The organism is Streptomyces sp. NPDC090083 (genome assembly GCF_044747445.1).
GTDB lineage: Bacteria > Actinomycetota > Actinomycetes > Streptomycetales > Streptomycetaceae > Streptomyces.
In genome coordinates this window covers 44,352-67,541 of record NZ_JBIVED010000020.1, presented here as the reverse complement: position 1 = coordinate 67,541, position 23,190 = coordinate 44,352, and the positions used below count along the sequence as shown (strand labels likewise).

The following is a 23,190-nucleotide window of genomic DNA, read 5'->3' as shown; positions in this document are numbered from 1 at the left end:
GGTGGTCCGCGACGGGTCGAAGGGGCCGTTCGGGGGCGTTGGGGCGCCGCATGATGAAGGCACAACGAGCAGGGAGGGCAGCCGAGTTGAGTGCATACGCGGGGGCCGGCGCGAGTGGCGGTCACGGGCGTGCCGTGGTCGTCGGCGCGGGTCTCGCCGGGCTCACGGCGGCACGGGCCCTGGCCAACTTCATGGACCACGTCACGGTGATCGAACGCGACTGGGTGCCCTCCGGAACGGGGCGGCGCCCGGGGGTGCCCCAGGCCCGGCACACCCACACCCTGGTGCCGGCCGCCCATCAGGGACTGGAGCGGCTCTTCCCCGGTATCGGCCAGGACCTGGCCGGCGCCGGGGCGGTCCGCCTCACCGTGCCCCGGGACCTGCTGGTGCTGGGCCCGGCCGGCTGGCTGCCCCGTTTCGACGCCGGCCTGTCCCTGCTGAGCGCGGGCCGTGACCTGATCGACGCGGCGGTCCGCACCCGGCTGCGCACCGACCCGAAAGTCGACTTCCTGCCCGGCCACGAGGCGGTCGGCCTGCGCGGGGGCCGCCACGACACCGTCACCGGTGTGTGGGTGCGCGCCCGCGACCGGGCCGCCGCGGACGGGCGCGGACAGCGGCGGCTGCTGCCCGCGGAGTTCGTCGTCGACGCCTCCGGCCGCGGCTCCCACGCCTCGCACTGGCTGGCCGAACTCGGCTACGCCCAGCCCCCGCAGACCCTCGCCGCCGCCCCGGCCGCCTTCGCCACCGCCGCCTTCGCCCCGCCGGTGGGCCATGTCGCCGACTGGAAGAGCCTCCTGGTGACGGCCGCGCCCGGTCTGCCCCGCCAGGGCGTCCTGCACCCGGTCGAGGGCGGCCGCTGGTCGGTGACCCTCACCCTCCCCGGCACCGCCCGCCCCCCGGCCGGCCACGCGGCCCTGCTGCACGCCGCCCGCACCCTGCGCCACCCCCTGCTGCACGACCTGCTCACCGCGGCCACCCCGCTGGGCCCGGTCTACGGCTGCACCCGCACCGGCGCCCGCTGGCACCGCTACGAGAAACTCCGCCGCTGGCCCGACCAGTTCCTCGTCGTCGGCGACGCGCTGGCCGACCTGGACGCGGCCCACGGCCACGGCATGGCCCTGGCCGTGCAGTGCGCGCTGGCCCTGGACCAGGTCCTCACCGGCCACGGCACGGCCGTCGGCATCAGCCACCGGCTGCGCCACGCCCTGGCCCGCGAGGTGGCCCCCGCCTGGCGGCAGGCCCACCCCGCGCCCCGTCCGACGGGCGGTGTCCGGGCCCGGTACGCGGCCCGGATCGCGGCCGCCGCGACCACCGACCCGCACGCGGCCGCCCTGCTGCTGCACCCCCTGCACCCCGCCCCGCCGTCGCGGCTGGCGGCGTTGCGCCCGCGCGTCCTGCGGGCCGCCCTGCGCACCCCGCCCGGCCCCGCCGCCGTCGCGCCGCCCAGCACCACCCACGGTCCCGACACCCCCCGCCGCCGCACCCCCGCGGCACCCGCGGCGTCCGTGGTGCACAGGGCCGGTACCGGTGCCGGTGCCGTGGCCCCGCGTCCCGCAGACCCGCCGCCGCCCACACCGGCCCCGGCTCCCGCCGGTGAGCGGAGGCGGCCGTGAACACCCCGCCCCGCCCCCGGCCCCACGAGGTGTCCCGCATGACGAGAGTGGAGAAAGTGAACCGACCAGCCGCCCCGGAAGCCGCCCCCGGCACATCCCCGGGCGCCCCCCGACCCGCCCGCACCGCAGTCCCGTCGCCCACGGTGGTCCGGCCCTCGCCGCGGCAGACCGCCCCCACCGTCCGGCGGCGAGGGGAAGGGGCCCGGGCATGACCGACACCGACACACCCGCACGCGCCGGCCGTACCACCGCGCCGCGCGGCGAACGCATCGCCGACTGGACCGACGGCCGGCTGGGGATCTACAACTTCCGCTTCCTGGTGCGCAAGGTGTTCCCCGAGCACTGGTCGTTCATGTTCGGCGAGATCGCCCTCTACAGCTTTGTCGTGCTGCTGGTGACCGGGATCTGGCTCACCCTCTTCTTCGACCCGAGCATGTCCGAGACCGTCTACCACGGCTCCTACGGCCCGCTGCAGGGCGTACGGATGTCACAGGCCTACGCCTCCACCGTCCACATCAGCTTCGAGGTCCGCGGCGGCCTGTTCATCCGCCAGCTGCACCACTGGTCGGCGCTGACGATGATCGGCGCCCTGTGCCTGCACACCCTGCGCCACTTCCTGACCGGCTCGTTCCGCAAGCCGCGTGAGGTCAACTGGCTGTTCGGGTTCACGCTGCTGGTGCTGGTCACCCTGGAGGGCTTCGTGGGCTACTCGCTGCCCGACGACCTGCTCTCCGGCACCGGCCTGCGCATCGCCGAGGGCGTCACCCTGGCCATCCCGCTGGTGGGGACGTACCTGGCGATGTTCCTGTTCGGCGGCGAGTTCCCCGCCCACAACGTGATCGGCCGCTTCTACGGCTTCCACATCCTGCTGATCCCGGGCATCGTCGTGGCGCTGCTGACCGTCCACCTGATCCTGGTCTTCTACCACAAGCACACCCAGTTCCGGGGACCTGCCCGCACCGAGAAGAACGTCGTGGGCCAGCCCCTGTTCCCGCACTACACGGCCAAGGCCGGCGGCTTCTTCTTCATCATCGCCGGGGTACTGGCCCTGCTGGCGGGCATCGCGCAGATCAACCCCGTGTGGACCTACGGCCCCTACCGGCCCGACCAGATCTCCCAGGGCTCCCAGCCCGACTGGTACATGGGCTTCCTGGAGGGCGCCCTGCGGGCCATGCCCGCCTGGGAGTTCAGCTTCGGCGGCTACACCGTCAACCTCGGCGTCCTGATCCCCGCGGTGATCGTGCCCACCCTGATGATGGCCGTGATCGCGCTGTGGCCGTTCCTGGAGGCGTGGGTGACCGGCGACCGGCGCGAGCACCATCTCCTGGACCGGCCGCGCGACCATCCCACCCGCACCGCGTTCGGCATCGGCTTCGTCGCCCTGTACCTGGTGCTGTTCTTCGGCGGCGCCAACGACGTACTGGCCCAGGAGTTCCACCTCTCCCTCAACCAGATCACCTGGTCGGTACGGATCGGCGTGTTCGTCGTCCCCGCGCTGACCTACGTCATCACCCGGCGGATCTGCCTGGGCCTGCAGCGCCGCGAACGCGACACCCTGCTGCACGGCCGGGAGACCGGCCGGATCAGGAGAGGACCCGACGGCGGCTTCACCGAGGTCCACGAACGCCTCGACCGCCAGCGGGAGTACGCGCTGCTGGCCCGCAAGTCCTACGCCCCGCTGCCCGCGCCCGCCGCCGAACACGACGGCGTGCCCAACCCCGACCGGCGCCGCCAGGCGCTGCGCCACCGCCTCAGCCGCTGGCTCTACGGCAACCAGATCGCCAAGCCCACCCCGGCCGAGATGCGCGAGGCCCTGGCCCACCTCGGCCACGGCACCGAGGGGCACACCGCGCTCGGCGCCTCCGCCAACGGGCACGCGGCCTCCAACGGCCATGGCCACGCCTCCGCCAACGGCCACGGCCCCTCCGAGCCGGTGTCCGCGGACTCCGGCGCCGGCCGGCGCCCGTCCGGGCACGGGGAGGCGGACCAGGAACCGCACTGACCCCGGGGGCGGGGCCGGTGCAGGCGGCGCGGGTGACCGGGGGACGGCCACCCGCGCCGCCGCCGTAGCCCCACGTCCACGTCCACGTCCAGGTCCACGTCCTCGTCCTCGGAGGCCCGATGAGCAGAGTTCACTGGCGCCGGGACACGGTCCCGGCCGAGTCCATCACCCGGGCGCGGGCCGGGCTGACGCGTGATGTGCGCGGACGGCAGCGCCGCTACCTCATGGCGATGGTGGTGCGCACCGTGTGCGTGGTGCTGATGGCCGCGACCTGGAACCGCTGGCCCGTCGTCGCCGGCTGCGCGCTGGCCGGGGCGGTCGTCATCCCGTACGTCGCGGTGGTCCTCGCCCAGGCCCACTGGCGCCAGCAGCGCGGCCCACGCCACGCGGTGGCCCACGCGGCACGGGAGGAACCCGCCGCCCGCGTCGTCCTGGAGCCCACGCTGATCCTCCCGCCGGAACGCTGAGCCCGGCTCCGCCCCGGCGCGTGCCGCCCTGCCGGGACGCGCCGCCGTCACCGCCCGCCGTCGCCCGCCTCACGTTCACGCAGGCGTCGAAGGCGGCGAATCGGCGGGGCTGAGGGCCGGCCGTTCGGAGGCCTGCACGACACGTTCGCCGGCTCTTGCCGTCAAACTCGCCAGGCGCAGCGCCAGAAGGAGAAGTCCAGCAGGATGACGGTGTCCGCCGCTTCAAGCCGGACGCCGGGCACGTCGTACGGCCCGAGGTCGCCGTCCATGATCCAGGTCTCGCCTCGTACGAGTTCATGAGGCGGCCCGCGAGGGCTGACTTTCCTGAGCCGCCATGCCCCAGGACACGACTCGCTCCATGGCTGCCATGGTTCCAGGCCGGTTCTGGGACGCCTAACCGTGCGCCGGCGGGGCCCGGCCGATCGCCACGCGCGCGCTCCCTTGACGTGATGCGTTCGGGCCGGGCGAGGGCCAGTTGACGCGTGGAGACCAAGAACACCCGCCTCGGTGTGGCGACCGGAACGACCGGAACGACCGGCTGATCGCGCTCGCCGGTTCGCGGTCCTGGCGTGGCGGGAGATCCCGGTTCGGTGCACTGCGACCTTCACCGGACACGAGCGTCGCGAGTCCCGCTCCGTCACGGTCTGTGGCCGCCCGGACGCCTCGGGGCCGGCCTGCGCGGGTGGGGAAGGAAGAGAGCGGAGTTCCGGTGGTCGGAGTTCCGCTCCAGGAACCGGGGTCGAGGCGGCCGTTTTTCCTGAGTGCGTTGTCCACCGCGCGAGTTCGCGATCTGACCCGCTCGCCGAGCGGCCGGAAAGGGCATCTTGCATGTCCATTATTGACCTTGCATTGAGCATATGCGGCCAAAAGTATCGATTTGATTGCGTTGCCGTACGGATGCTGACGGGCGTCAGGTGGATGCATAACGTATGCGCGCGGACTCCCCGAGGTCAGTACATGACAATCAGTCACGGCGACCGGGAGTTCCTCGCTCGGCATGTCATCGCGTAGCGGCACGGCTGCCGCTTTTGCTGGGATTGCATGCCTTTGCGTTTAGAGAAAGGTTTCTTCGTTGCGCATCGCATCGGGGAAACCCGCGTGGGGGAAAGGTGCTCGATGCAAGGCTCCGTAAGTCAGTTCAGCTACGGCATGATCACTCCGGTCGTCGCGTTCCTCACAGCCTGCTTCGGTTCGGCTCTGGGGCTGCGCTGTACGACGCGGTCGTTGCACAAAGACAGGCAGGAACGCCGAGGTCCATGGCTTCTGCTGGGCGCGATCTGTATCGGCTCGGGCATCTGGACCATGCACTTCATCGCCATGATCGGCTTCAGCATCACGGGCGTGACCATCGAGTACGACCGGGCGATGACGTTCCTGAGCCTGGCGGTGGCTGTGGTCGTGGTCTCCATCGGCATCTTCATCGTGGGCTACCGCGGAGCCTCCCCCCTCACGCTCGGCATCGCCGGCCTCATCACCGGCCTTGGCGTCGCGGCCATGCACTACATCGGCATGCACGGCCTCAAGTTCGACGGTCGGATGACGTTCGACTCCGTCACCGTCACCGTGTCCGTGATCATCGCGGTGGTGGCCGCGACCGCCGCTCTCTGGGCCGCGGTCAGCCTGCACAGCCTGGCATCGGCCACCGCCGCCAGCGTGATCATGGGCATCGCGGTGACCGGCATGCACTACACGGGCATGGCCGCCATGAGCGTCCACGCCGCACATCCCTCCGCGCTGGCCGACCAGAAACTCCAGCTCCTCGGCTTCCTCCTGCCGGTTGTCGGCGGCCCGATCGGCGTCCTGGTGCTGGCCTCCGTCATCATCATGTTCGACCCCGACATGCTCGCCGGCGGCCGGCCCGCCGCGGAGGCGCCCGTCGTCCGGCAGGAGGCCCAGGTCGAGGAACGCCCCACGGCGTCCTGGCCGTTGTTCTGAGAGACGACGCCCGGCCTCTGACCGCACGGCTTCCCTGGGCCGGTGATCGTGGCGGTTGGACGTGTGCGGGCGAGAAGGGAAGGGGGGGGAGGTCCGAGCCGGCCGCTGGAGGTGTGCGTGGCCGGGCCGGCCCTGCCGATCTCGCTTCCCGCCGCTATGGAGACCAAGGCTCAGTCGATCTCGCGGTGGGCCTGATACGGCGGATGCGACCCTGACGCTCCAGCCCGGCCGCGCCGGTGGTGTGTGCGGGAGCGACACGCCGAACCCGGCCAGGAGGACTTCGCGCAGGCCCCTGACGCCACCCCTGTCAGCTCTGCGCCGTGGGGCGGACGACGATGTCGCCGACGTCGACGTTCGAGGGCTGCTCGATCGCGAAGGCGACGGCGCGGGCGATGTCGTCGGGGGAGAGGGAGAGGGAGGCGTCGACCGCCGGTGCCTGCGATCTGACGGCGGGGCTGGTGACCGAGTCGGCGAACTCCGTCGCGACGTAGCCGGGCGAGACCATCGTGACCCGCAGGCCGGGCCCGGCTTCCTGGCGCAGTCCCTCGGAGACGGTGCGGACGGCGTTCTTCGTGGCCGCGTAGACGGCCTGGTTCGGCACGATGCGCAGCCCGGCGGTCGAGACGACGTGGACGAACTGCCCCCTGCCCTGCCTGCGGAAGACAGGCAGCGCTGCCGCGATCCCGTGCAGCACACCGCGGAAGTTGACGTCGATCATCCGGTCCCAGTCCTCGACCCGCAGTTCGTCGAACGGTGAGATGGGGCCGATCCCGGCATTGCTGACGAGGACGTCGAGCGCGCCGTAGTGCCCGCAGGCGTACGCCACCAGGTCCGCGAGGTCTCCGCGGCGGCGCACGTCCGTCGTCGTCCAGGCAGCCGTGCCGCCTGCGGCCTCGATGCGGGCGACGAGCGCTTCCAGCCGCTCGCTCCGGCGCGCTCCGAGGACGAGCTTCGCGCCGCGCGACGCGAGAAGCAGCGCGCTCGCCTCGCCGATCCCGCTGCCCGCGCCCGTGATGGCCACCACCTTGCCGTCGATCCCTGTCACGCGCGGTCTCCAGCGCTAGAAGTAAGAGGGCTATCACTTCTAAAGTAAGTGGCCTCTTACTTACGGTCAAGGAAGGCGGACAGAGTGACTGACGCAGCAGGCGGGGCGGGAAATGAGCGCCCTGCCCGGGGGCAGCTCCGCTCGGCGCTGATCGCCGAGAGCTTCGTGCTGCTCTCCGAGACGGGCATGGCCGGCTTCTCCGTCGCCGAACTCGCCCGCAGGCTCGGGGTGAGCACGGCCGCCCCCTACCGTCACTTCCCCAGCCGTGACGCGCTGCTGGCCGTCGTCGCGGCCCAGGCCGCCGACGAGCTCACCCGGTCCATGGAGGCCGCCGCGCAGGCGGCCGGCCCCGACCCGGTCGACCGGCTCGCGGCCACCGCGGGGGCATACGTGCGCCACGTGTCCGACCGCGGCGCCGGTCTCGACGTGATCTTCGCCCGGGAGCTGAGGCCGCTGTGCGACGCAGGCCTGGCCCGGGCCGGCCGCGACCTGATGGCGCTGCTGCTCGACCTCGCCCGGCAGGCGGGCCACGCCGACTCCTCCCGGGCACTGCTCGTGCTGGAACAGCTCTTCGTCCTGGCCCACGGCTACGTCACCCTGGACACGGAGGACTTCCTGACCCGCTCCCGTCTCTCACCCGAGGACGTCGCCACGCGCGCCACACGCGCGGCGGCCGCGCTGCTGCGCGGCAACGCGGCGTGAGCATTGGGTGCAAGCCCCGGGGGAGGGGGAGAGGGGATCACCCTGCCGGTTTCCCCAGGTGCCTGAAGGGAGAGGGCGACGCCACCGCCGCCCACCACGCCCTCCAGCCGCAGAGCCGGCCCGCTCTGGCCGAGGGTGACACCCGGTGGTGCGGTTGGCTCCGCTGCCTCACGGCGACCATCGAGAAAGAGGGCCCGCGCATCCTGCTGTGTCGCATCGGTTACTCGGCGACGGCGACGGCGACGCCCGGGGCCCGGCCATGGATCTGAGTGCCACCGGCGTCTGCGCCGACGCGGTCCTGCGGCCGGCGGCCCGGCGGCGCCCTTCGGCACCGCCGCCCTCGTCCGCCTCGCCGACTGCCGTGCGCGGCCAGTGGGCTGAGCCCGCACCCTCGACCGGCAGAGGACCTGCGGCGCGCTGCCCTAGTGCGTGCTCTCCTCGGCCGGCCGGCTCTGCCAGGGGCGGCACATGAGCAGGAGGGAGGTGACGGCGGCCAGGGCGCTGCCGGTCTGGACGGCGGCCATGGGGACGGCCGTTCCCTTGCCGGCGATGCCGACCAGGAGGGTGGCGACGGCGCCCATGGCGAAGCAGGAGGTGCCCACCAGGGCGGAGGCGGAACCCGCGGCGTGCGGGGTGCGCATCAGGGCGAGCGCGTTGGTGTTGGGCAGCACCAGGCCCAGCGCGGAGATCATCACGAACAGGCAGCAGGCGACCGGGACGGTGCCCGCGTGGCCGAAGACGCCCTGCGCGACCAGCAGCAGCACGGTCCCGGCCACCGCGATGACACCCAGCCCGACGCCCAGCGCCCGGTCCAGGCGCACCCGGCCGACCAGGAGTTTGCCGTTGACCCGGCCGACGATCATCATGCCGAGCGAGTTGAGCCCGTACAGCAGGGAGAAGGTCTGCGGGGAGGCGCCGTAGATGCCCTGGATGACGAAGGGGGAGGCGGCGATGTAGGAGAACAGGGCGCCGTAGGCGAAGCCGTTGACCATCACGTAGCCGGCGAAGATCCGGTCGGCGAGCAGGCCGCGCATGATGAACAGGGCGCCCAGCACACCGCCGCCGCGCCGCCGCTCGGGAGGCAGCGTCTCGGGCAGCCGCCGCCACACCAGCGCGGTCAGCGCGACACCGATCGCGGCCAGCACGAGGAAGACGCCCCGCCAGGCGGTGAAGCGCAGCACCTGCCCGCCCAGGATCGGCGCGACGACCGGGGCGAGGCTGGAGACCAGCAGCAGGGTGGAGAAGAAGCGGGCCATCTCCAGGCCGTCGTAGAGGTCGCGGACGACGGCGCGGGCGATGACGATGCCGGCCGCACCGGCCAGGCCCTGCAGCAGCCGGCAGCCGATCAGCAGCCCGACGTCGGGCGCGACCGCGCAGCTCACGGAGGCCAGGACGTAGACGAGCAGGCCGGCCAGCAGCGGTTTGCGCCGGCCCCAGCGGTCGCTCATCGGGCCGACGACGAGCTGGCCCAGCGCCATGCCGGTCAGGCAGGCGGTCAGGGTGAGCTGGCCGCTGGTGGCGGAGGAGTGCAGGGTGTGGGTGACGTCCGGCAGGGCGGGCAGGTACATGTCCATCGACAGCGGCGGCACCGCGGACAGCGCGCCGAGCATGAAGGTGATCAGCGCCCCGGTCCTGCGCAGCCCCTTCAGCCGGCCGGCGGCGTCGCCGGCCCGCCCCGGTGGCGCGGTCGACCGTGTGGTCCTGACGGTGGCTTCCTCGGCGCGAGACATTCGCCCTCCGTGTCCGGTCGTGTGGGTCTGGGCCGATGGTGGCAGCAGGCCGCTACAGAACCGGTCGGGTGGCGGTGGCGTGATCCGCACGCCAACTCCACCGCCCCCGGACCCAGTTGGCGTGACCTACGTCACTTCCGGGGAGTCTTGGCGTGCGGGTGGTGACCGTGTCACTATTTCGGCACACCTCCCCTGCCCGAAAACGGTTCATGCGGCGGGGAGTTGGCAGGGAGTCCGGGACCAAGCGCCCCGACTCCCTTTTTTCATGCGCCGGTTGCGCCACCCGCCACCCGTCGCTCGCCATCCGTCGCTCGCACTGTCCGTGGCGGCCGTGACCTTGCGGCCCGGTGACCTTGCGACCCGGTGCGGCCCTGCGACCCGGTGGGGCCCTGCGGCTCCGCGGCCCGTCCGTCCGGGCGGGTGCCGGTGCCGGTGCCGGTCAACTCCCCGCCGGCCGGCGGTTCTTCGTCAGTTCGTCAGGAGCTTTCATGGAGTACCTCGTGCGGCATGCCGTCACCACGATCCGCGAACGCTTCTGGGAACCGCTGAGCCTGGAGGAGCTGGCGCGCGGCGCGATGGTCAGCAAGTACCACTTCCTGCGGGTGTTCACCCGGGTCACCGGCGTCACCCCGGGACGGTTCCTGTGCGCGGTACGGCTGCAGGAGGCCAAAGTCCTGCTGCTGAGCACCCAGTTGACCGTCGCGGACATCGGGGCGCGCGTCGGCTACAGCAGCACCGGCAGCTTCACCCGCCGCTTCACCGAGCTGGTGGGCCTCTCGCCCACCGGCTACCGCGCGCTCTCCCTGACCCCGGCCGGCCCCGAACAGGCCCCGCCCGCCCCCCGGTCGGCACCGGTCCCGGCCACGCCGCCGGCGACGACGATGTCGACGGCGGCCCGGCCCACCGACACCCGCACCGGCACCGGCACGGTGACGGGCCTGCTGCACACCACCGGCGGCAGCGCGCGGGCGGTGCGGGTGGGCGTCTTCGCCAGCCCCCTGCTGCAGGGCGCCCCCGTCCAGCTCACCCACGCGTCCGCACCCGGCCCCTTCACGCTGGAGCACATCCCCGAAGGCGTCTGGTACGTCCACGCGGTGACCCGCCCCCGCCCAACCACCCCGGCACGCAACCGGGGTGAGGGACCGTCACCGGCCCGGCTGACGGCGGCGATCGGCCCGGTACGCGTCAAGGACAACACCGCGCGCCGCCTGGAGATCACCCTGAGCGCGCCCGACTGGAGCAGGCCGCCGGTCCTCTCCGCCCTGATGGACCTCGCCCCGCACCCCGCGGCGGCGTGACCCCCAAGCCCCCCAGCCCTTCAGCCCTACGCGCCGCGCAGTAGACGGCGCACACGCATGCACACATGCACACACGTGCACTTTTCCCCGGCAGACCTAGAGAAGGCGGACCCGACATGGCCAGGCTGTGCAAGCCCGCGGTGCAGGCGCCCGAGCACGTCATCACGATGGAGGAGACGCTGGACTTCGCCCGGCGTGTGCACGAGGGGAAGGAGCAACTGCCGCTCGCGCTGCGCCTGATACGCAACACGGGCGTCCAGAAGCGCCACCTCGTCCAGCCCATCGAACAGACCCTGCGCCACCCGGGCCTGACCGAACGCAACCGCATCTACGAGGTCGAGTCCAAGAAGCGCACCCCCCAGGTCGTCGAGGAGGCGCTGAAGAACGCCGACGTCGCCGCCCGCGACATCGACGCGATCATCTACGTGTCGTGCACCGGCTTTTTGATGCCGTCCCTGACGGCATGGCTCATCAACACGATGGGGCTGCGCCCCGACACCCGCCAGATCCCCATCGCCCAGCTCGGCTGCGCGGCCGGCGGCGCCGCCGTCAACCGCGCCCACGACTTCTGCGTCGCCCACCCCGGCAGCAACGTCCTGATCGTGTCGGCCGAGTTCTGCTCGCTGTGCTACCAGCCCGACATGGACGACATCGGCTCGCTGCTCTCCGACGGCCTGTTCGGGGACGCGGTCGCGGCCGCCGTGGTGCGCGGCAACGGCGGCACCGGCATCGAGCTGGAGCGCAACGCCTCCTACCTCATCCCGCACACCGAGGACTGGATCTCCTACGCGGTGCGCGAGACCGGCTTCCACTTCCAGCTGGACCGGCGGGTGCCGGGCACGATGGAGCCGCTGGCGCCGGTGCTGCGGGAGTTCGCCAAGGACCACAGCTGGGACGCGGGCAGCCTCGACTTCTACATCGTCCACGCCGGCGGCCCGCGCATCCTCGACGACCTCGCCAAGTTCCTGGAGGTCGACCGCAGCGTGTTCCGGCACAGCTGGGCCACGCTCAGCGAGTACGGCAACATCGCCAGCGCGGTGGTCCTGGAGGCGGCCCGCCGCCTGTTCGAGGAGGACACCCCGGCCCCCGAGGCGACCGGCCTGATCGCGGGCTTCGGCCCCGGCATCACCGCCGAGATGGCCCTGGGCCGCTGGAGCGACGGCGCCCGCGCCGACGTCGACTGACCCCCTCCTGTTCCGCCCTTTTCCGCCGCCGTCTCTGCCGAAGGACATCAATCGGATGACTGGCCTCATCGTCCCGCCCGGCCAGGGCCGGAAACTGATCACCAAGGCGCAGGAAGTCACCTTCAAGGCCACCAAGGACCAGGGCTCCATCCTGTCGGTCTTCGAGGTCGTCGTCCCGCCCGGCTTCGACGTCGGGGCGCACGTCCACCAGGACGCGCAGGAGTTCTTCTACGTCCTCGAGGGCGAGCTGGAGCTCCTGGCGTTCGAGCCGGAGCGGCGCACCGAGGACTCCTGGCACCGGTGGACCTCCCCGGAAGGCGACCGGATCGCCGCCGCGACCGAGGGCGCCTTCATGTTCGTGCCCCCGGGCACCCCGCACGCCTTCCGCAACGCCTCCGACAAACCGGCCCGCATGCTCTTCCAGTGCTATCCCTCGCCGTACCACGAGTTCTACTTCGAGGAGATCGCCGAGATCTGGCAGGCGGGCGGCACGATCGACCAGGAGGCCGTGGAACGCATGCGGCGGCGCTACGACGTCCACCAGCTGACCCCGCTGCGCTACGAACCCCCGGTCCGCGAACCCGCGCCCGAGCCCGCAGCCGCGTCGGCATCCGCGTCGGCGTCCGGATCCGTACCCGGGGCCGCGCCCGCAACGGCGCCTGCCGCAGCCCCTGTTGTTTCCACCCCTGCCCCTTCTGCCCCTTCCCCTGTTTCTTCCCCCCGGGCCGCCGGGCGCGGAGCGTGAACGGAGTGACCACGATGGACGCGATTCCCCTGGTGCACGCGAGCCTGGGCGAGCGGGAACTGGCCGCCGTCGCCGAGGTGTTCGCCTCCGGCTGGCCGGCCGGCCAGGGCCCGCAGGGCAAGGCGCTGGAGGCCCGGCTGGCGGCGGAGTACGCGGTCGGTGACGCGGTCGCGGTCAGCAACTGCGGTGCCGCCCTGCACCTGGCGATGCTCGCCCTGGGAGTGGGGCCCGGCGACGAGGTCATCGTCGCCGACTACGGCTTCCCCGCCCCCGCCCAGGCCGCCCGCTACGTCGGCGCCACCCCCGTCTTCGCCGACGTACGCCCCGACACCTACACCGTCGACCCGCAGGCGGTGGCCGACCTGGTCACCCCCCGCACCGCGGGGATCATCGCGGTCGACACGGTCGGCCTGCCCGCCGACTACACCGAACTGCAGGAGACCGCCGACCGGCACGGCCTGTTCCTCGTCGAGGACGCGGCCTGCGCGGTCGGCGCCACCTACCAGGGCGGCAAGGCGGGGGCGCTGGCGGAGGTGGGCTGCCTGTCCTTCCACGGCCGCAAGGGCGCCAGCAGCGGCGAGGGCGGCGCGCTGCTGGCCTCGGACCCGGAGATCGGCAAGGACGCGCGGCTGCGCTCCTCGTTCGGCATCGGCAGCATCTTCGACATGGGCAACGTCGTCGGCCTGCCGATCCCGGTGTTCACCGAGATCGGCTACAACTTCAAGCTGTCCGACATCGCCGCCGCGATCCTCCAGGTCCAGCTGGGCCGCATCGGCGAACTCCTGGCCCGCCGCAGCGCGGTCGCCGCGCAGTACGGCGAACTCCTGGCCGGCGAGGACCTGCTGACGCTGCCCCACGTGCCCGCCGACCGCACCCACGCCTGGCAGACCTACATGGTCACCCTCGACGAGGCGGTGGACCGGGGCACGGTGGCCACCGCGCTGCGCGCCCAGGGCATCGGCTGCGGGCACGGCACGTTCGCCGGCCACACCCAGCCCGTCTTCGACGCGAAGCAGACCTGCCCGGTCTCCCTCGACCTGGCCACCCGCCAGCTCGCCATCCCCATGCACGCCGAACTGACCCAGGACCAGGTCACCCGCGTCGCCCACGCCCTGCGCACCGCACTCCACCAGAGCACCGTCCGCCACGCCGCATAGCGGCCCCGCACAGCCCCGGCGGCACGGCAGGAACTCCCGCACCCGAGCGATGGATGCCGGGTCCCTGCCGTGCCGTACGACCCCGCCCCCGCCCTGCGCCCCACGGTCCGGCCCGGCAGCCCCGCGCCCCGCACGCGGTGCGGCCTTCGCGCGTCCGCCCCGCAGCGTGCCCCCGAAGGAGACACATCCCCATGAAGGGCTCCACCGCCTACCGATCGATCCAACGAAACGGCCTGCACATCGGCCTTCTGCCCGAGACGGCCGCCGCCGTGAACCCCGCGACGCCGATCATCCTGGACCACGACCTGGGCGTCCTGCCCGAGGCGGGACGCCGGCTGACGGTGCGCCAGTACGCGGAGCACGTCGACGATCTCGCCGGCCGTCTGTGGGCGGCCGGGGTCCGCCCCGGCGAGCACGTCGTGATCTACAAGACGGCCAACGCCGACCACTGGATGCTGGCCTGCGCGATCTCGCGCATCGGCGCGGTGGTGGTCAACCTGTCACCGGCGCTGGACGCGGCCACCGTGGGCGTCCTGCTGGGCCGGCTGGGCCGTCCGACGCTGCTGACCGACGGCACCGCCCTGGACCGGCTCGCCGAGGTGGCGCCGGACCGGCTGACCCGCCGCGTGATCACCTCGGCCGGCGACCGCCCCGGCACCGTCTCCCTCGCCGGGCTGGCGGGCTCGCCCCGGGTGCGGCCGGTGCTGCGTCCGCTGGACGAGGCCGCCGTCATCACCCACACCTCCGGCACCACCGGCATCCCCAAGCTCGTCGTCCACACCCCCCGCACCCAGGCGATCCGCCTGGTGCCGCAGTGGCGGCTGCTGGCCCTGAAGCGGAAGAAGGAGACCGTCGCCATCCATGTGCCGTTCGTGCACTCCCGGATGGTCGCGGCGATGTCCCTGGCACTGCTGAAGCAGTACCCGGTGCTGCTGCTGCGCGAGACGGACCCCGCGGTGGTCGCCGAGCAGTTCCTGGCCCACCGGCCCGCGTTCGTGGAGGCACTGCCCAACTCGCTGATGGAGTGGGAGCAGCTCACCCGCGACCCCCGGATGCCGTTCGCCTCGGTGAAGGTCTTCTCCAGCACCTTCGACGCCATCCACCCCGCCACGATGAGCCGCCTGCTGAAGTCCTCCCGCCGCCGCGGCGCCCTGTTCTTCCAGATCTACGGCCAGAGCGAGGTCGGCCCGGCCGTCGGCCGCGCCTACTTCCGCCCCTTCGCCCACAAGGCCAACGGCCGCTGCGTGGGCTGGGCCATGCCCAGAGGCGCCGCCCGCATCCGCGTCGTCGGCCGGGACGGCCACCGCCCCAGCGAACGCCACCCCGGCCGCATCGAGGTCGCCTGGCCGGGCCTGGCCAAGACCTACCTGGGCGAGCAGGAGCGCTACGACGACAACCGCAAGGGCGACTGGTGGGGGACCGGCGACGTCGGCTACCGCACCCGCCTGGGCTGCCTGCACATGCTCGACCGCGAGGTCGACATGATCCCCGGAGTGCGCAGCTCCCTGGAGATCGAGGACGTCGTCCTGGGCGCACTGACGGAACTGAGCGAACTGGTCATCGTCCAGGGCCCGGACGGCGAAGCGGTCCCGGTGATCTGCACCCACGACGACGCCCCCCTGGACACGGCCCGCTGGCGGGCGGCCACCACCGCCTTCCCGCAGCTCGCCGACCCCGTCCAGATCCCGCAGGCCGAACTGCCCCGGACCGCCACGCTCAAGGTGCAGCGCCTGGAGCTGGCCCGCCGCTTCACCCAGCCGCCGGCACAGAGCCCCGCGGCCCGCCCCACCGACTCGAAAGGCTGACACCGTGACACCTGACGCCACGCTCGCCCGACTGCGCGAGTACATGGTCGGACCCTCGCGGTTCATGAGCCTGCTCTCCGCCTTCGAACTCGGCCTGGTCGACACCCTGCGCGAGCGCCCCGGCTCCAGCGCAGCCCAGCTCGGCGAGGCCGCCGGAGCCCGCCCCGACGCCGTGGAACAGCTCCTGTTCCTCCTGGTCAAGGAGGGCTTCGTCGCCCACGACGAGGAGACGGGCACCTACACCCTCGACGCGCTGGGCGCCGTCCCGGTCGCCGACCTCAACCGCGCCCTGGCCTACATGAACCTGATCAAGGTCACCGCGCTGCGCCAGCTGTTCTACCTCACCGAGTCCGCCCGCACCGGCACCGTCGTCGGCCTCAAGGAGCTCTACGGCGCCGAGGGCACCCTCTACGACGCGGTCGCCGACCACCAGGACCTCAACGACTCCTGGCTGAAGCTGATGAACAACGTCACGGCCAACATCGACCCCTGGTTCTTCGACAACATCGACATCCCGGCCGGCTCCCGCGTCCTGGACGTGGCCGGCAACACCGGCCTGGGCGCGATCCACACCTACCGCCACAAGGCCTCCGAGGGCCTGACGGTCACCACCTTCGACCTGCCCGGCAAGGAGACCGAGGCGCTGGCCAACTTCCGCGCCGCGGGCCTCGAGGAGCACCTGTCGTTCATCGGCGGCAACGTCTTCGACGAGATCCCCCAGGACTACGACGTCGTCCTGGTCAAGCACTTCCTGGACATGTTCGACAAGGCCGACGTGGTCAGGATCCTCCAGGGCGTCCACAAGGCGCTCAGGCCCGGCGGCACGGTCAACATCCTCGTGCCGGTCTACCCGGAGGACATCACCGACCGCGACAACTACAACGTCGACTTCTTCCCGGCCTTCTTCATCGGCGCCGCCATGGGCCAAGGCGGCCCGCAGAAGCTGTCGGTCTACGAGCGCTGGCTGCGCGAATGCGGCTTCGAGGTGACCAAGGCGCTCACCAAGGACGCAGCCGAGATCCCGCCGGACGTCATCCCCGTCCAGGCCGTCCTGACCGCGGTCAAGACCGCCTGAACGCCCCCCGGCCAGACCCCTGTTCCCTGCCACGGCACCGGCCGCCCGCCGGGAGACCCCCATCCCGGGGGGTCTCCCGGCGGGCGGCGACCCCGCTTCCACCCCCGGCCGGAGCCGGGGACATCCACGAAGGAGAGTCCCGATGAAGGTAGCCGTGTCCGGGACCTACTCCTCGGGCAAGACCTCCACGGTGATGGCGCTGTCCCACTACACCGGCATCCCGCGCTCACTGGCCCGCACCGTCCGCGAGATCATGCCGCAGGCCCTGCCCGGAGTACGCCTGGCCGATGTCACACCGGCGCAGTTCCTCCAGCTCACCCTGCGCCGCCACACCGGCCGCGCGGTCCAGGAGGCCCTGCTCGGCGACCACTTCGTCTCCGACGGCTCCTCCCTGCAGGAGTGGCTCTACGGCGAGGGCCGCCGCCGCTACGGCATGAACCCCACCGCCGCCCCCGCCGACGGCCCTCCCGCCCTGCCGGACTCGCCGCGGATGGTGTTCTTCGGCGAGGTCGTCGAGCAGTACGGGCACGCCTTCAAACAGCACGTCAAGGCCACCTACGACGCCTACGTCCACCTGCGCCACGAACTGCCGATCGCCGCGGACGGCCACCGGCCGATGAACGACTCCTTCCGCGCGAGCGTGGACCGGATGCTGCTGGCCACCCTGGAGGAACTGGAGATCCCCTGCCACGTGGTCGGCGGCCCCATGGCCCAGCGCCTGGAGACCATCGCGGGCCTCTTCGGCTGGACACCGGTGATGACCACGACCGAGGCCATCGAACGGGCCCGGCGCGAGTACGGCCGCCAGGACTTCCGCATGGAGCACGAACGCCTCCCGGCACACCCGTGACCTCGTGAACAGCCCCGCGCCCGCGCCCGCAGGAGGACACCCGATGCACACACCACCACAGCCACAGCCACAGCCGTCGCCGCGTCCGCCGGCCGTGGCGGTCGCCTACCACTCCGGCCGCGGCCACACCGACGTCCTGGCCCGCGCCGTGCGGGCGGGCGCGGTCTCGGCGGGCGCCGAGGTGACCATGGTCGGCGTCGGGGCGATGGACGACGCCGCGTGGCAGACCCTGGACGCGGCCGACGCGATCGTCTTCGGATCGCCCACCTACATGGGTTCGGCGTCGGGCGCCTTCCACGTCTTCGCCGAGTCGACCAGCAGGCGCTGGGCGCGCCAGGCCTGGAAGGACAAGCTCGGCTCGGGGTTCACCATCGGCGCCTGCAAGGCGGGCGACAAGGACTCCACCCTCGGCTACTTCGCGACCCTGGGCGCCCAGCACGGCATGCTCTGGGTCAGCCTCGGCCTCCTGCCCGGCTGGCACCTCAGCCACGAGAGCGACAACGACCTCAACCGCCTCGGCTACTTCAACGGCGCCGCCGCCACCGCACCCGGCGACCTGCCCCCCGACGCCGTCCACAAGGCCGACATCGCCACCGCCGAACACCTCGGCGAACGCATCACCCACCTGACGGCGATCCACCTCGCGGGCCGCGCACTCCTGGCCGGCAGCCAGCGGACCACCGCGGCGAACTGACCCCCGGGACGGGCGGGGCCCGGGGAAGTACCGGCGAGGCCGCGACCACGGCCACGGCCACCGGTTCGGGCACGCACCCCGCGCCACCGCCACGGCCGCACCCTTCGCCCCGCGTCCCCCGCGCCGCCCCCGCACCCGCACCAGGCCGGCCCCGTCCAGGACGGCCGTGTCGTCGCCGTTCCCGTCACCGTGGACGCGGCGGGAACAGGAGTCCCCGTGTCATCCCTGCACCTGGCGTCCATCGACGACTTCCTCGGCCCGCGCGAGGGCCGGTTCCTCGGCGAGGGATTCAAACGGGTCGCGCACTCGCTGACCGACCTCACCATCACACCGGGCCACGCCCCCGCCGACGGCCCCGGCAGAGCCCACGGCCCCCGCGAAGCCGCCTGCATCAGCGCCACCGCCCACCTCGCCCTGCCCGCCGCCTGGTCCCGCAAGGGCGACCGGTACCCGACGCCCCACCTCAGCTCCCTCGACGTGATGCTCTTCGCCGCCCGCCTCACCGGCCTGTATGCGGCCCACGCCTGCTCGCTGGGCCCCGGCGACCGCTTCGAGGTGAGCTCCGTCGACATCAAGGCCGGCGCGCGCCCGGACGAGGAGGGGCTGGAGAGTTTCCCGGTCACCGGCTCCCTCGCCGCCGCCGAGAGCACCGGGCCGCTCTGGTCGACCACCCTGGACTGCCGGGTCGGCTCGCTGTCGGCCCGGGTGCACGCCCGCCACAGCCCCGCCCGCCGCCCGCCCGCCGCACCCCGGTCGTACTACCTGGCGGAGGAACTGCCCGGCCCCTGGAACGACGCCCCCTACGGCGTCCCGCACGGCGCCCGCCGCCAGCTGCTCACCGGCGTACGGATCACGGACGGCACCGAGGAGCCGTCCGCCTCGGCCCGGGTCGCGCTGCTCCCGGACGGGGCGCGGGGCCCCCGGGAGACCACCCCGGCCACCATGATCGACGCGTTCGTCGCGGCCATGCAGCTGGGCCAGGTCCTGCTCTACACGCTGGACGGCGTCGAGCGCGCCGACAGCAACAACCTGTGGATGCGCCGCACCCGCATCACCACCGACACCACTCACACCGCCTCCGGTGCCGGTGTGCCGGGGGAGACGGGCGGTGAGGCGACGGCCCGTCTGGGCCGCGCCCGGCTGCTGAACTCCGCGGCCGGCACCTGGCGCACGGCCGAGATCAGCGGCGCCCTGCACGGCGTACAGGCATGGGCGTCGGTGGCGCACCTGCTCGCCTCGCCCTCGCCGAGCGGCAGCCGCGCGGACGGCGCCCGCTGACCACCGGACCACACCCCGCCCCACCCCCACCACCGCTCTTCCCGCACCGCCCCACCACTCTTCCCATCCCGTTCTCACCCGCAACGACAAGGAGATCCCGGTGACCACCCTGATGCTTTTGCCGGACGGAATGCGCCGCTGGTCCCAGGCGAACGGCGTCTCCCTCGACGACGGCTACGCGGCGATGGGGGACAAGATCGTCGAGTTCATGGACTGGGCCCGCGAGGAAGGCGTGACGACCCTCTACATCACGGCCTCCTCCGCCGCCAACCACAGCCGCCCCCAGCCCGCGGTGACCACGTTCATGAACGCGTTCACCGACGTGGTGCGCCGCGTCCACGACACCTGTGCCTTCGACTTCTCCGGCTCCCTCGACCTGGTGTCCGCCCCGCACCTGGCCGAACTGGAGGAACTGCGCGAGAAGTCGGCCAAGGACACGGGCTTCACGCTCCACTACATCCTGGGCATGTCCCTCACCCACGAGGTCATCGGCATCTTCAACCGGCTCAACGGGAAGATCCCGGAGCTGACCGAGGAGATCCTGGCCCGCCACGCCTACGTCCCGGCCCAGGTCGACCACCTCATCCGCACCGGCGGCGCGACCCGCATGTCGTCGTTCTTCCCGCTGATGTCCCCGTACGCCGAACTGCACTTCGCGCCGTGCCTGTTCCCCGACATGACCCGCGCCGACTTCGACGCCGCCCTCGCCGACCTCAAGGGCCGCGAGCGCCGCTTCGGCGGCTACCCGCACTGACACGCACCCTCTTCCGGGACCCGGCGGCAGCACCCGGCCGCCGGGTCCCGGAAGAGGGTGCCGCCGTTCTTTCCCGCGCCGGTGCGGCCGGTTCCTCCCGCCGGCGCGCCGCGGCACCCACCCCCACTTCGCTCCCGGGCCGGATCCCGCCGACGGAAGACCTCTCGACATGACCACTCATCAGACCTCGTCCCTGCTCGTCGGTCTCGCCGCCGTCGTGTTCCTGGCCCGTGTGCTGGGCATGCTGGCCCGGCGCCTGAACCAGCCGGCGGTGATCGGCGAGGTCCTCGCCGGCATCGCCCTGGGGCCGACCCTCTTCCACGGCGCGCTCTCCGACGCCCTCTTCCCCGCCGGCATCCGCCCGCTGCTGGCCGCGCTGGCCGCGGTCGGGGTGGCGGCCTTCATGTTCCTGGTCGGCCTGGAATGGGACGCCGGGATGATCCGCGGCAGCGGCAGCCTCGCCGTCACCGTCTCCTTCAGCTCCGTCCTGCTGCCGTTCGGCCTGGGCACGCTGCTGGCCCTGTACCTGATGGACGACTACGGCACCGGTGACCGGACGGCGTTCATGCTGTTCATGGGCATCGCCATGTCGATCACCGCCTTCCCGGTCCTGGCCCGCATCCTCACCGACCGGCGCATGTCCCGCTCCCCGCTCGGGGTGGTGGCCCTGGCCTGCGCCTCCATCGACGACGTGCTGGCCTGGTCGCTGCTGGCCGCCGTGATCGCCGTCAGCGGCTCGGCGGGCCCCGACCAGTGGCGCATCCTGCTGGCCGTCCCCTACCTGCTGGCCATGCTCTTCGTCGTACGCCCGCTGCTGCGCCGCTTCACGGCGCGCCGCCCGGGGCTGACGCTGACCCCGACGGTGTTCGCGGCCGTCCTGGTGGGCCTGCTGCTGTCGGCCGCGGCCACCGAGTGGGTGGGCCTGCACTACATCTTCGGCGCGTTCCTCTTCGGCGTGATCCTGCCGCGCGGCAACAGCGAGCGGCTGCGCACGGACGTCCACGAGCGGCTGGGCCACCTGAGCGGGACACTGCTGCTGCCGGTGTTCTTCCTGGTCGCCGGTCTCCAGGTCGACCTGTCGGGTCTCGACGCGGGCGGGCTGGGCGCGCTGGGGCTGATCCTGCTGGTGGCGGTCGGCGGCAAGTTCACCGGGGCGTTCGCCGCGGCCCGCCTCAACCGGATGCCGCTGCGGCAGTCCGCGGCGCTGGCCACGCTGATGAACACCCGCGGCCTGACCGAGCTGATCGTCCTGAACGTGGGTCTCCAACTGGGCTTCCTGGACCGGGACCTGTACTCGCTGATGGTCGTCATGGCCGTGGTCACCACCGCGATGGCGGGCCCCCTGCTGAGCTGGATCATCGGCCGCCCCACCGACGCGGACACACCCCGCACGCCCGCGCACCCCGCCCCCTCGGCGAGCACGGCGACCGCGACCGCGACAGAGGTCGGCACCGAGCACCCGGCGGGAACCGTGGGCACCCCCGCCTAGAACCCCGCCCGGCCCGCGCCCCCGCACCGCATCCGGAACACGCGGAACACCCGGCAACGCGGACCGCATCCGGAATGCCCGCGGATCACGCGGGGATTCTCCGGAACGCACCGGAATTCACCGGCCCCCGGTCCGCGCGGCGGGCCGTTCACCCACTGCTCGCGCATTCCCACGCTTGTCACCGGCCCCGGCGCCAGTGAATTCTCCAGCGGTTCCCGAGCGGTCCCGCGCTATGTTCCCGAAGGCGGCGGAGTACGGATTCCCGCGGAATCAATGACCGGCGCAGACTACTTGGAGTGTTGATGTCCGAAGGCACTGAGGCGGAAAAGCTGTACTCAGCGATCGAGGAGGCGGCCCGGCTGGTGGGGGCGTCGTTCTCGCGTGACATGGTGTGGCCGGTCCTGGAGGCGTTCCGTGACGCGCTGACGGACGGCGCGATCATTTTCAGCGCGCAGGTCAACGCGGGCCGGGTGGGCGAACTCGAATACACCGTGCAGGTGTCGCCCGGGGCCGAGGGCCCCTACGCGCGGGCGCTGGCCGGCGGTCTGCTGCCCCGGGAGGACCATCCCGTGGCGGAACTGCTCTCGGACATCGAGAAGCGGATCGCCGTCGAGGACTATTTCATCGACGGCGGGGTCACCGGCGGGTTCAAGAAGATCTACGCCCAGTTCCCCGGCGACCTGCAGAAGGTGTCGGAGCTGGCCCGGATCCCGTCGGTGCCGCGCTCGGTGGCCGACAACGCCGCCCTCTTCGCCCGCCACGGCCTGGACGAGGTGGCGCTGGTCGGCATCAACTACCGCAGCAGGACGCTGAACCTGTACTTCCAGCTGCCCGCCGACGTGGCCGGCGCCCTCGACCCGCGCACCGTGCTGTCCCTGCTGAAGGAGATGGGACTGCCCGAGCCCGACGAGCGGATGCTCGCGTACGCGTGCACGTCCTACCGGGTCTACGCGACCCTCGGCTGGGACTCCCCGGACATCCGGCGGATCTCCTTCGCCCCGGTGCCCTCCCCGGGCCTGGACCCGGCCGCGCTCCCGGCCCGGCTGGACCCGCGCCTGGAGCACTTCGTGCGCAGCGCCCCCTACACGTACGCGGGGGAGCCGGTGAACGCCTCGGCGGTCAAGTGGTCGCCGGGCGGGGACCACCTCGACCTCGCCGTGTACCACCAGATCTCTCCCTCGCTGCTGGAGATGTTCACCGCCCACGCCCGGACCCGGTCCGCCTGACCCCGCGCCACCGCCCGTCCGCCCTCCCGCTTCGCGCCGTCCGGCCGCACCAGCCCGCGGTGATGTCACAGCCGCCACCCCGTGTCTCGTCCTAAGGGGCGAGGCCTCGAGCCCGTTCGCCAAATCGCCGGATTACGGAAC

General features: G+C 72.5%; 18 protein-coding genes and 1 pseudogene. 17 read left to right on the top strand and 2 right to left on the bottom strand.

All coding sequences use genetic code 11. From position 1 onward, the window contains the following. Positions 1–86: 86 nt before the first annotated feature. The 4 genes from ACIPTO_RS41520 to ACIPTO_RS41505 all read left to right on the top strand — a co-directional run bounded on the left by ACIPTO_RS41520 (position 87) and on the right by ACIPTO_RS41505 (position 6,017). The gene (locus tag ACIPTO_RS41520; RefSeq protein ID WP_401200768.1) at positions 87–1,613 is read left to right on the top strand and encodes an FAD-dependent oxidoreductase; all 1,527 of its coding nucleotides are present in this window, start codon (positions 87–89) and stop codon (positions 1,611–1,613) included. A gap of 208 nt (positions 1,614–1,821) precedes the next feature. Continuing rightward, on the top strand, positions 1,822–3,615 hold the full coding sequence (locus ACIPTO_RS41515) for a cytochrome bc complex cytochrome b subunit (RefSeq protein WP_401200765.1): 1,794 nt from the start codon (positions 1,822–1,824) through the stop codon (positions 3,613–3,615). 119 nt (positions 3,616–3,734) lie between these two features. Beyond that, complete coding sequence (locus ACIPTO_RS41510; RefSeq protein WP_401200763.1) at positions 3,735–4,082, top strand: DUF3099 domain-containing protein; 348 nt, start codon at positions 3,735–3,737, stop codon at positions 4,080–4,082. Positions 4,083–5,198: 1,116 nt separating this feature from the next. After that, entirely contained in the window at positions 5,199–6,017 is an 819-nt protein-coding gene (locus ACIPTO_RS41505; RefSeq protein ID WP_401200760.1) for an MHYT domain-containing protein, read from the top strand. Between the two features lie 307 nt (positions 6,018–6,324). On the opposite strand, the gene ACIPTO_RS41500 is transcribed toward ACIPTO_RS41505, so the two are convergent. Then, the gene (locus ACIPTO_RS41500) at positions 6,325–7,062 is read right to left on the bottom strand and encodes an SDR family oxidoreductase (RefSeq protein WP_401200757.1); all 738 of its coding nucleotides are present in this window, start codon (positions 7,060–7,062) and stop codon (positions 6,325–6,327) included. Positions 7,063–7,146: 84 nt separating this feature from the next. Here ACIPTO_RS41500 and ACIPTO_RS41495 point away from each other — a divergent pair, with 84 nt between their 5' ends. Continuing rightward, a complete protein-coding gene (locus tag ACIPTO_RS41495) occupies positions 7,147–7,764 on the top strand; it encodes a TetR/AcrR family transcriptional regulator (RefSeq protein WP_401200754.1) in 618 nt (205 codons plus the stop codon). 422 nt (positions 7,765–8,186) lie between these two features. Here ACIPTO_RS41495 and ACIPTO_RS41490 read toward each other — a convergent pair whose 3' ends face one another. After that, the gene (locus ACIPTO_RS41490) at positions 8,187–9,494 is read right to left on the bottom strand and encodes a multidrug effflux MFS transporter (protein ID WP_401200751.1); all 1,308 of its coding nucleotides are present in this window, start codon (positions 9,492–9,494) and stop codon (positions 8,187–8,189) included. A 488-nt stretch (positions 9,495–9,982) separates the two neighbouring features. Here ACIPTO_RS41490 and ACIPTO_RS41485 point away from each other — a divergent pair, with 488 nt between their 5' ends. From ACIPTO_RS41485 to ACIPTO_RS41430, 12 genes and pseudogenes are all read left to right on the top strand, one after another. Beyond that, positions 9,983–10,792, top strand: a complete 810-nt coding sequence (locus ACIPTO_RS41485) for a helix-turn-helix transcriptional regulator (RefSeq protein ID WP_401200748.1) — start codon at positions 9,983–9,985, stop codon at positions 10,790–10,792. 116 nt (positions 10,793–10,908) lie between these two features. Further along, the gene (locus ACIPTO_RS41480) at positions 10,909–11,976 is read left to right on the top strand and encodes a type III polyketide synthase (RefSeq protein ID WP_366325988.1); all 1,068 of its coding nucleotides are present in this window, start codon (positions 10,909–10,911) and stop codon (positions 11,974–11,976) included. Between the two features lie 55 nt (positions 11,977–12,031). Then, positions 12,032–12,577: pseudogene (locus tag ACIPTO_RS41475) on the top strand (cupin domain-containing protein); the annotation flags it as partial. Between the two features lie 158 nt (positions 12,578–12,735). Continuing rightward, the gene (locus ACIPTO_RS41470) at positions 12,736–13,878 is read left to right on the top strand and encodes a DegT/DnrJ/EryC1/StrS family aminotransferase (protein ID WP_366325986.1); all 1,143 of its coding nucleotides are present in this window, start codon (positions 12,736–12,738) and stop codon (positions 13,876–13,878) included. A gap of 191 nt (positions 13,879–14,069) precedes the next feature. Next, positions 14,070–15,683 (top strand): class I adenylate-forming enzyme family protein, encoded by a 1,614-nt coding sequence (locus tag ACIPTO_RS41465; protein WP_401200744.1) that lies wholly within the window; start codon positions 14,070–14,072, stop codon positions 15,681–15,683. 4 nt (positions 15,684–15,687) lie between these two features. Beyond that, a complete protein-coding gene (locus ACIPTO_RS41460) occupies positions 15,688–16,758 on the top strand; it encodes a methyltransferase (protein ID WP_366325982.1) in 1,071 nt (356 codons plus the stop codon). 142 nt (positions 16,759–16,900) lie between these two features. Further along, entirely contained in the window at positions 16,901–17,608 is a 708-nt protein-coding gene (locus ACIPTO_RS41455) for an AAA family ATPase (RefSeq protein WP_401200740.1), read from the top strand. A gap of 43 nt (positions 17,609–17,651) precedes the next feature. Next, positions 17,652–18,302 (top strand): flavodoxin family protein, encoded by a 651-nt coding sequence (locus tag ACIPTO_RS41450; RefSeq protein ID WP_401200738.1) that lies wholly within the window; start codon positions 17,652–17,654, stop codon positions 18,300–18,302. A 216-nt stretch (positions 18,303–18,518) separates the two neighbouring features. Continuing rightward, positions 18,519–19,580, top strand: coding sequence for an AvrD family protein (locus tag ACIPTO_RS41445; protein ID WP_401200735.1), 1,062 nt, complete (start codon positions 18,519–18,521; stop codon positions 19,578–19,580). A gap of 100 nt (positions 19,581–19,680) precedes the next feature. Continuing rightward, entirely contained in the window at positions 19,681–20,334 is a 654-nt protein-coding gene (locus ACIPTO_RS41440) for an undecaprenyl diphosphate synthase family protein (RefSeq protein ID WP_366325974.1), read from the top strand. Between the two features lie 169 nt (positions 20,335–20,503). Continuing rightward, complete coding sequence (locus ACIPTO_RS41435) at positions 20,504–21,823, top strand: cation:proton antiporter (protein WP_401200732.1); 1,320 nt, start codon at positions 20,504–20,506, stop codon at positions 21,821–21,823. A gap of 302 nt (positions 21,824–22,125) precedes the next feature. Beyond that, positions 22,126–23,049, top strand: coding sequence for an aromatic prenyltransferase (locus ACIPTO_RS41430; RefSeq protein WP_366325970.1), 924 nt, complete (start codon positions 22,126–22,128; stop codon positions 23,047–23,049). The last annotated feature ends 141 nt before the right edge of the window (positions 23,050–23,190 follow it).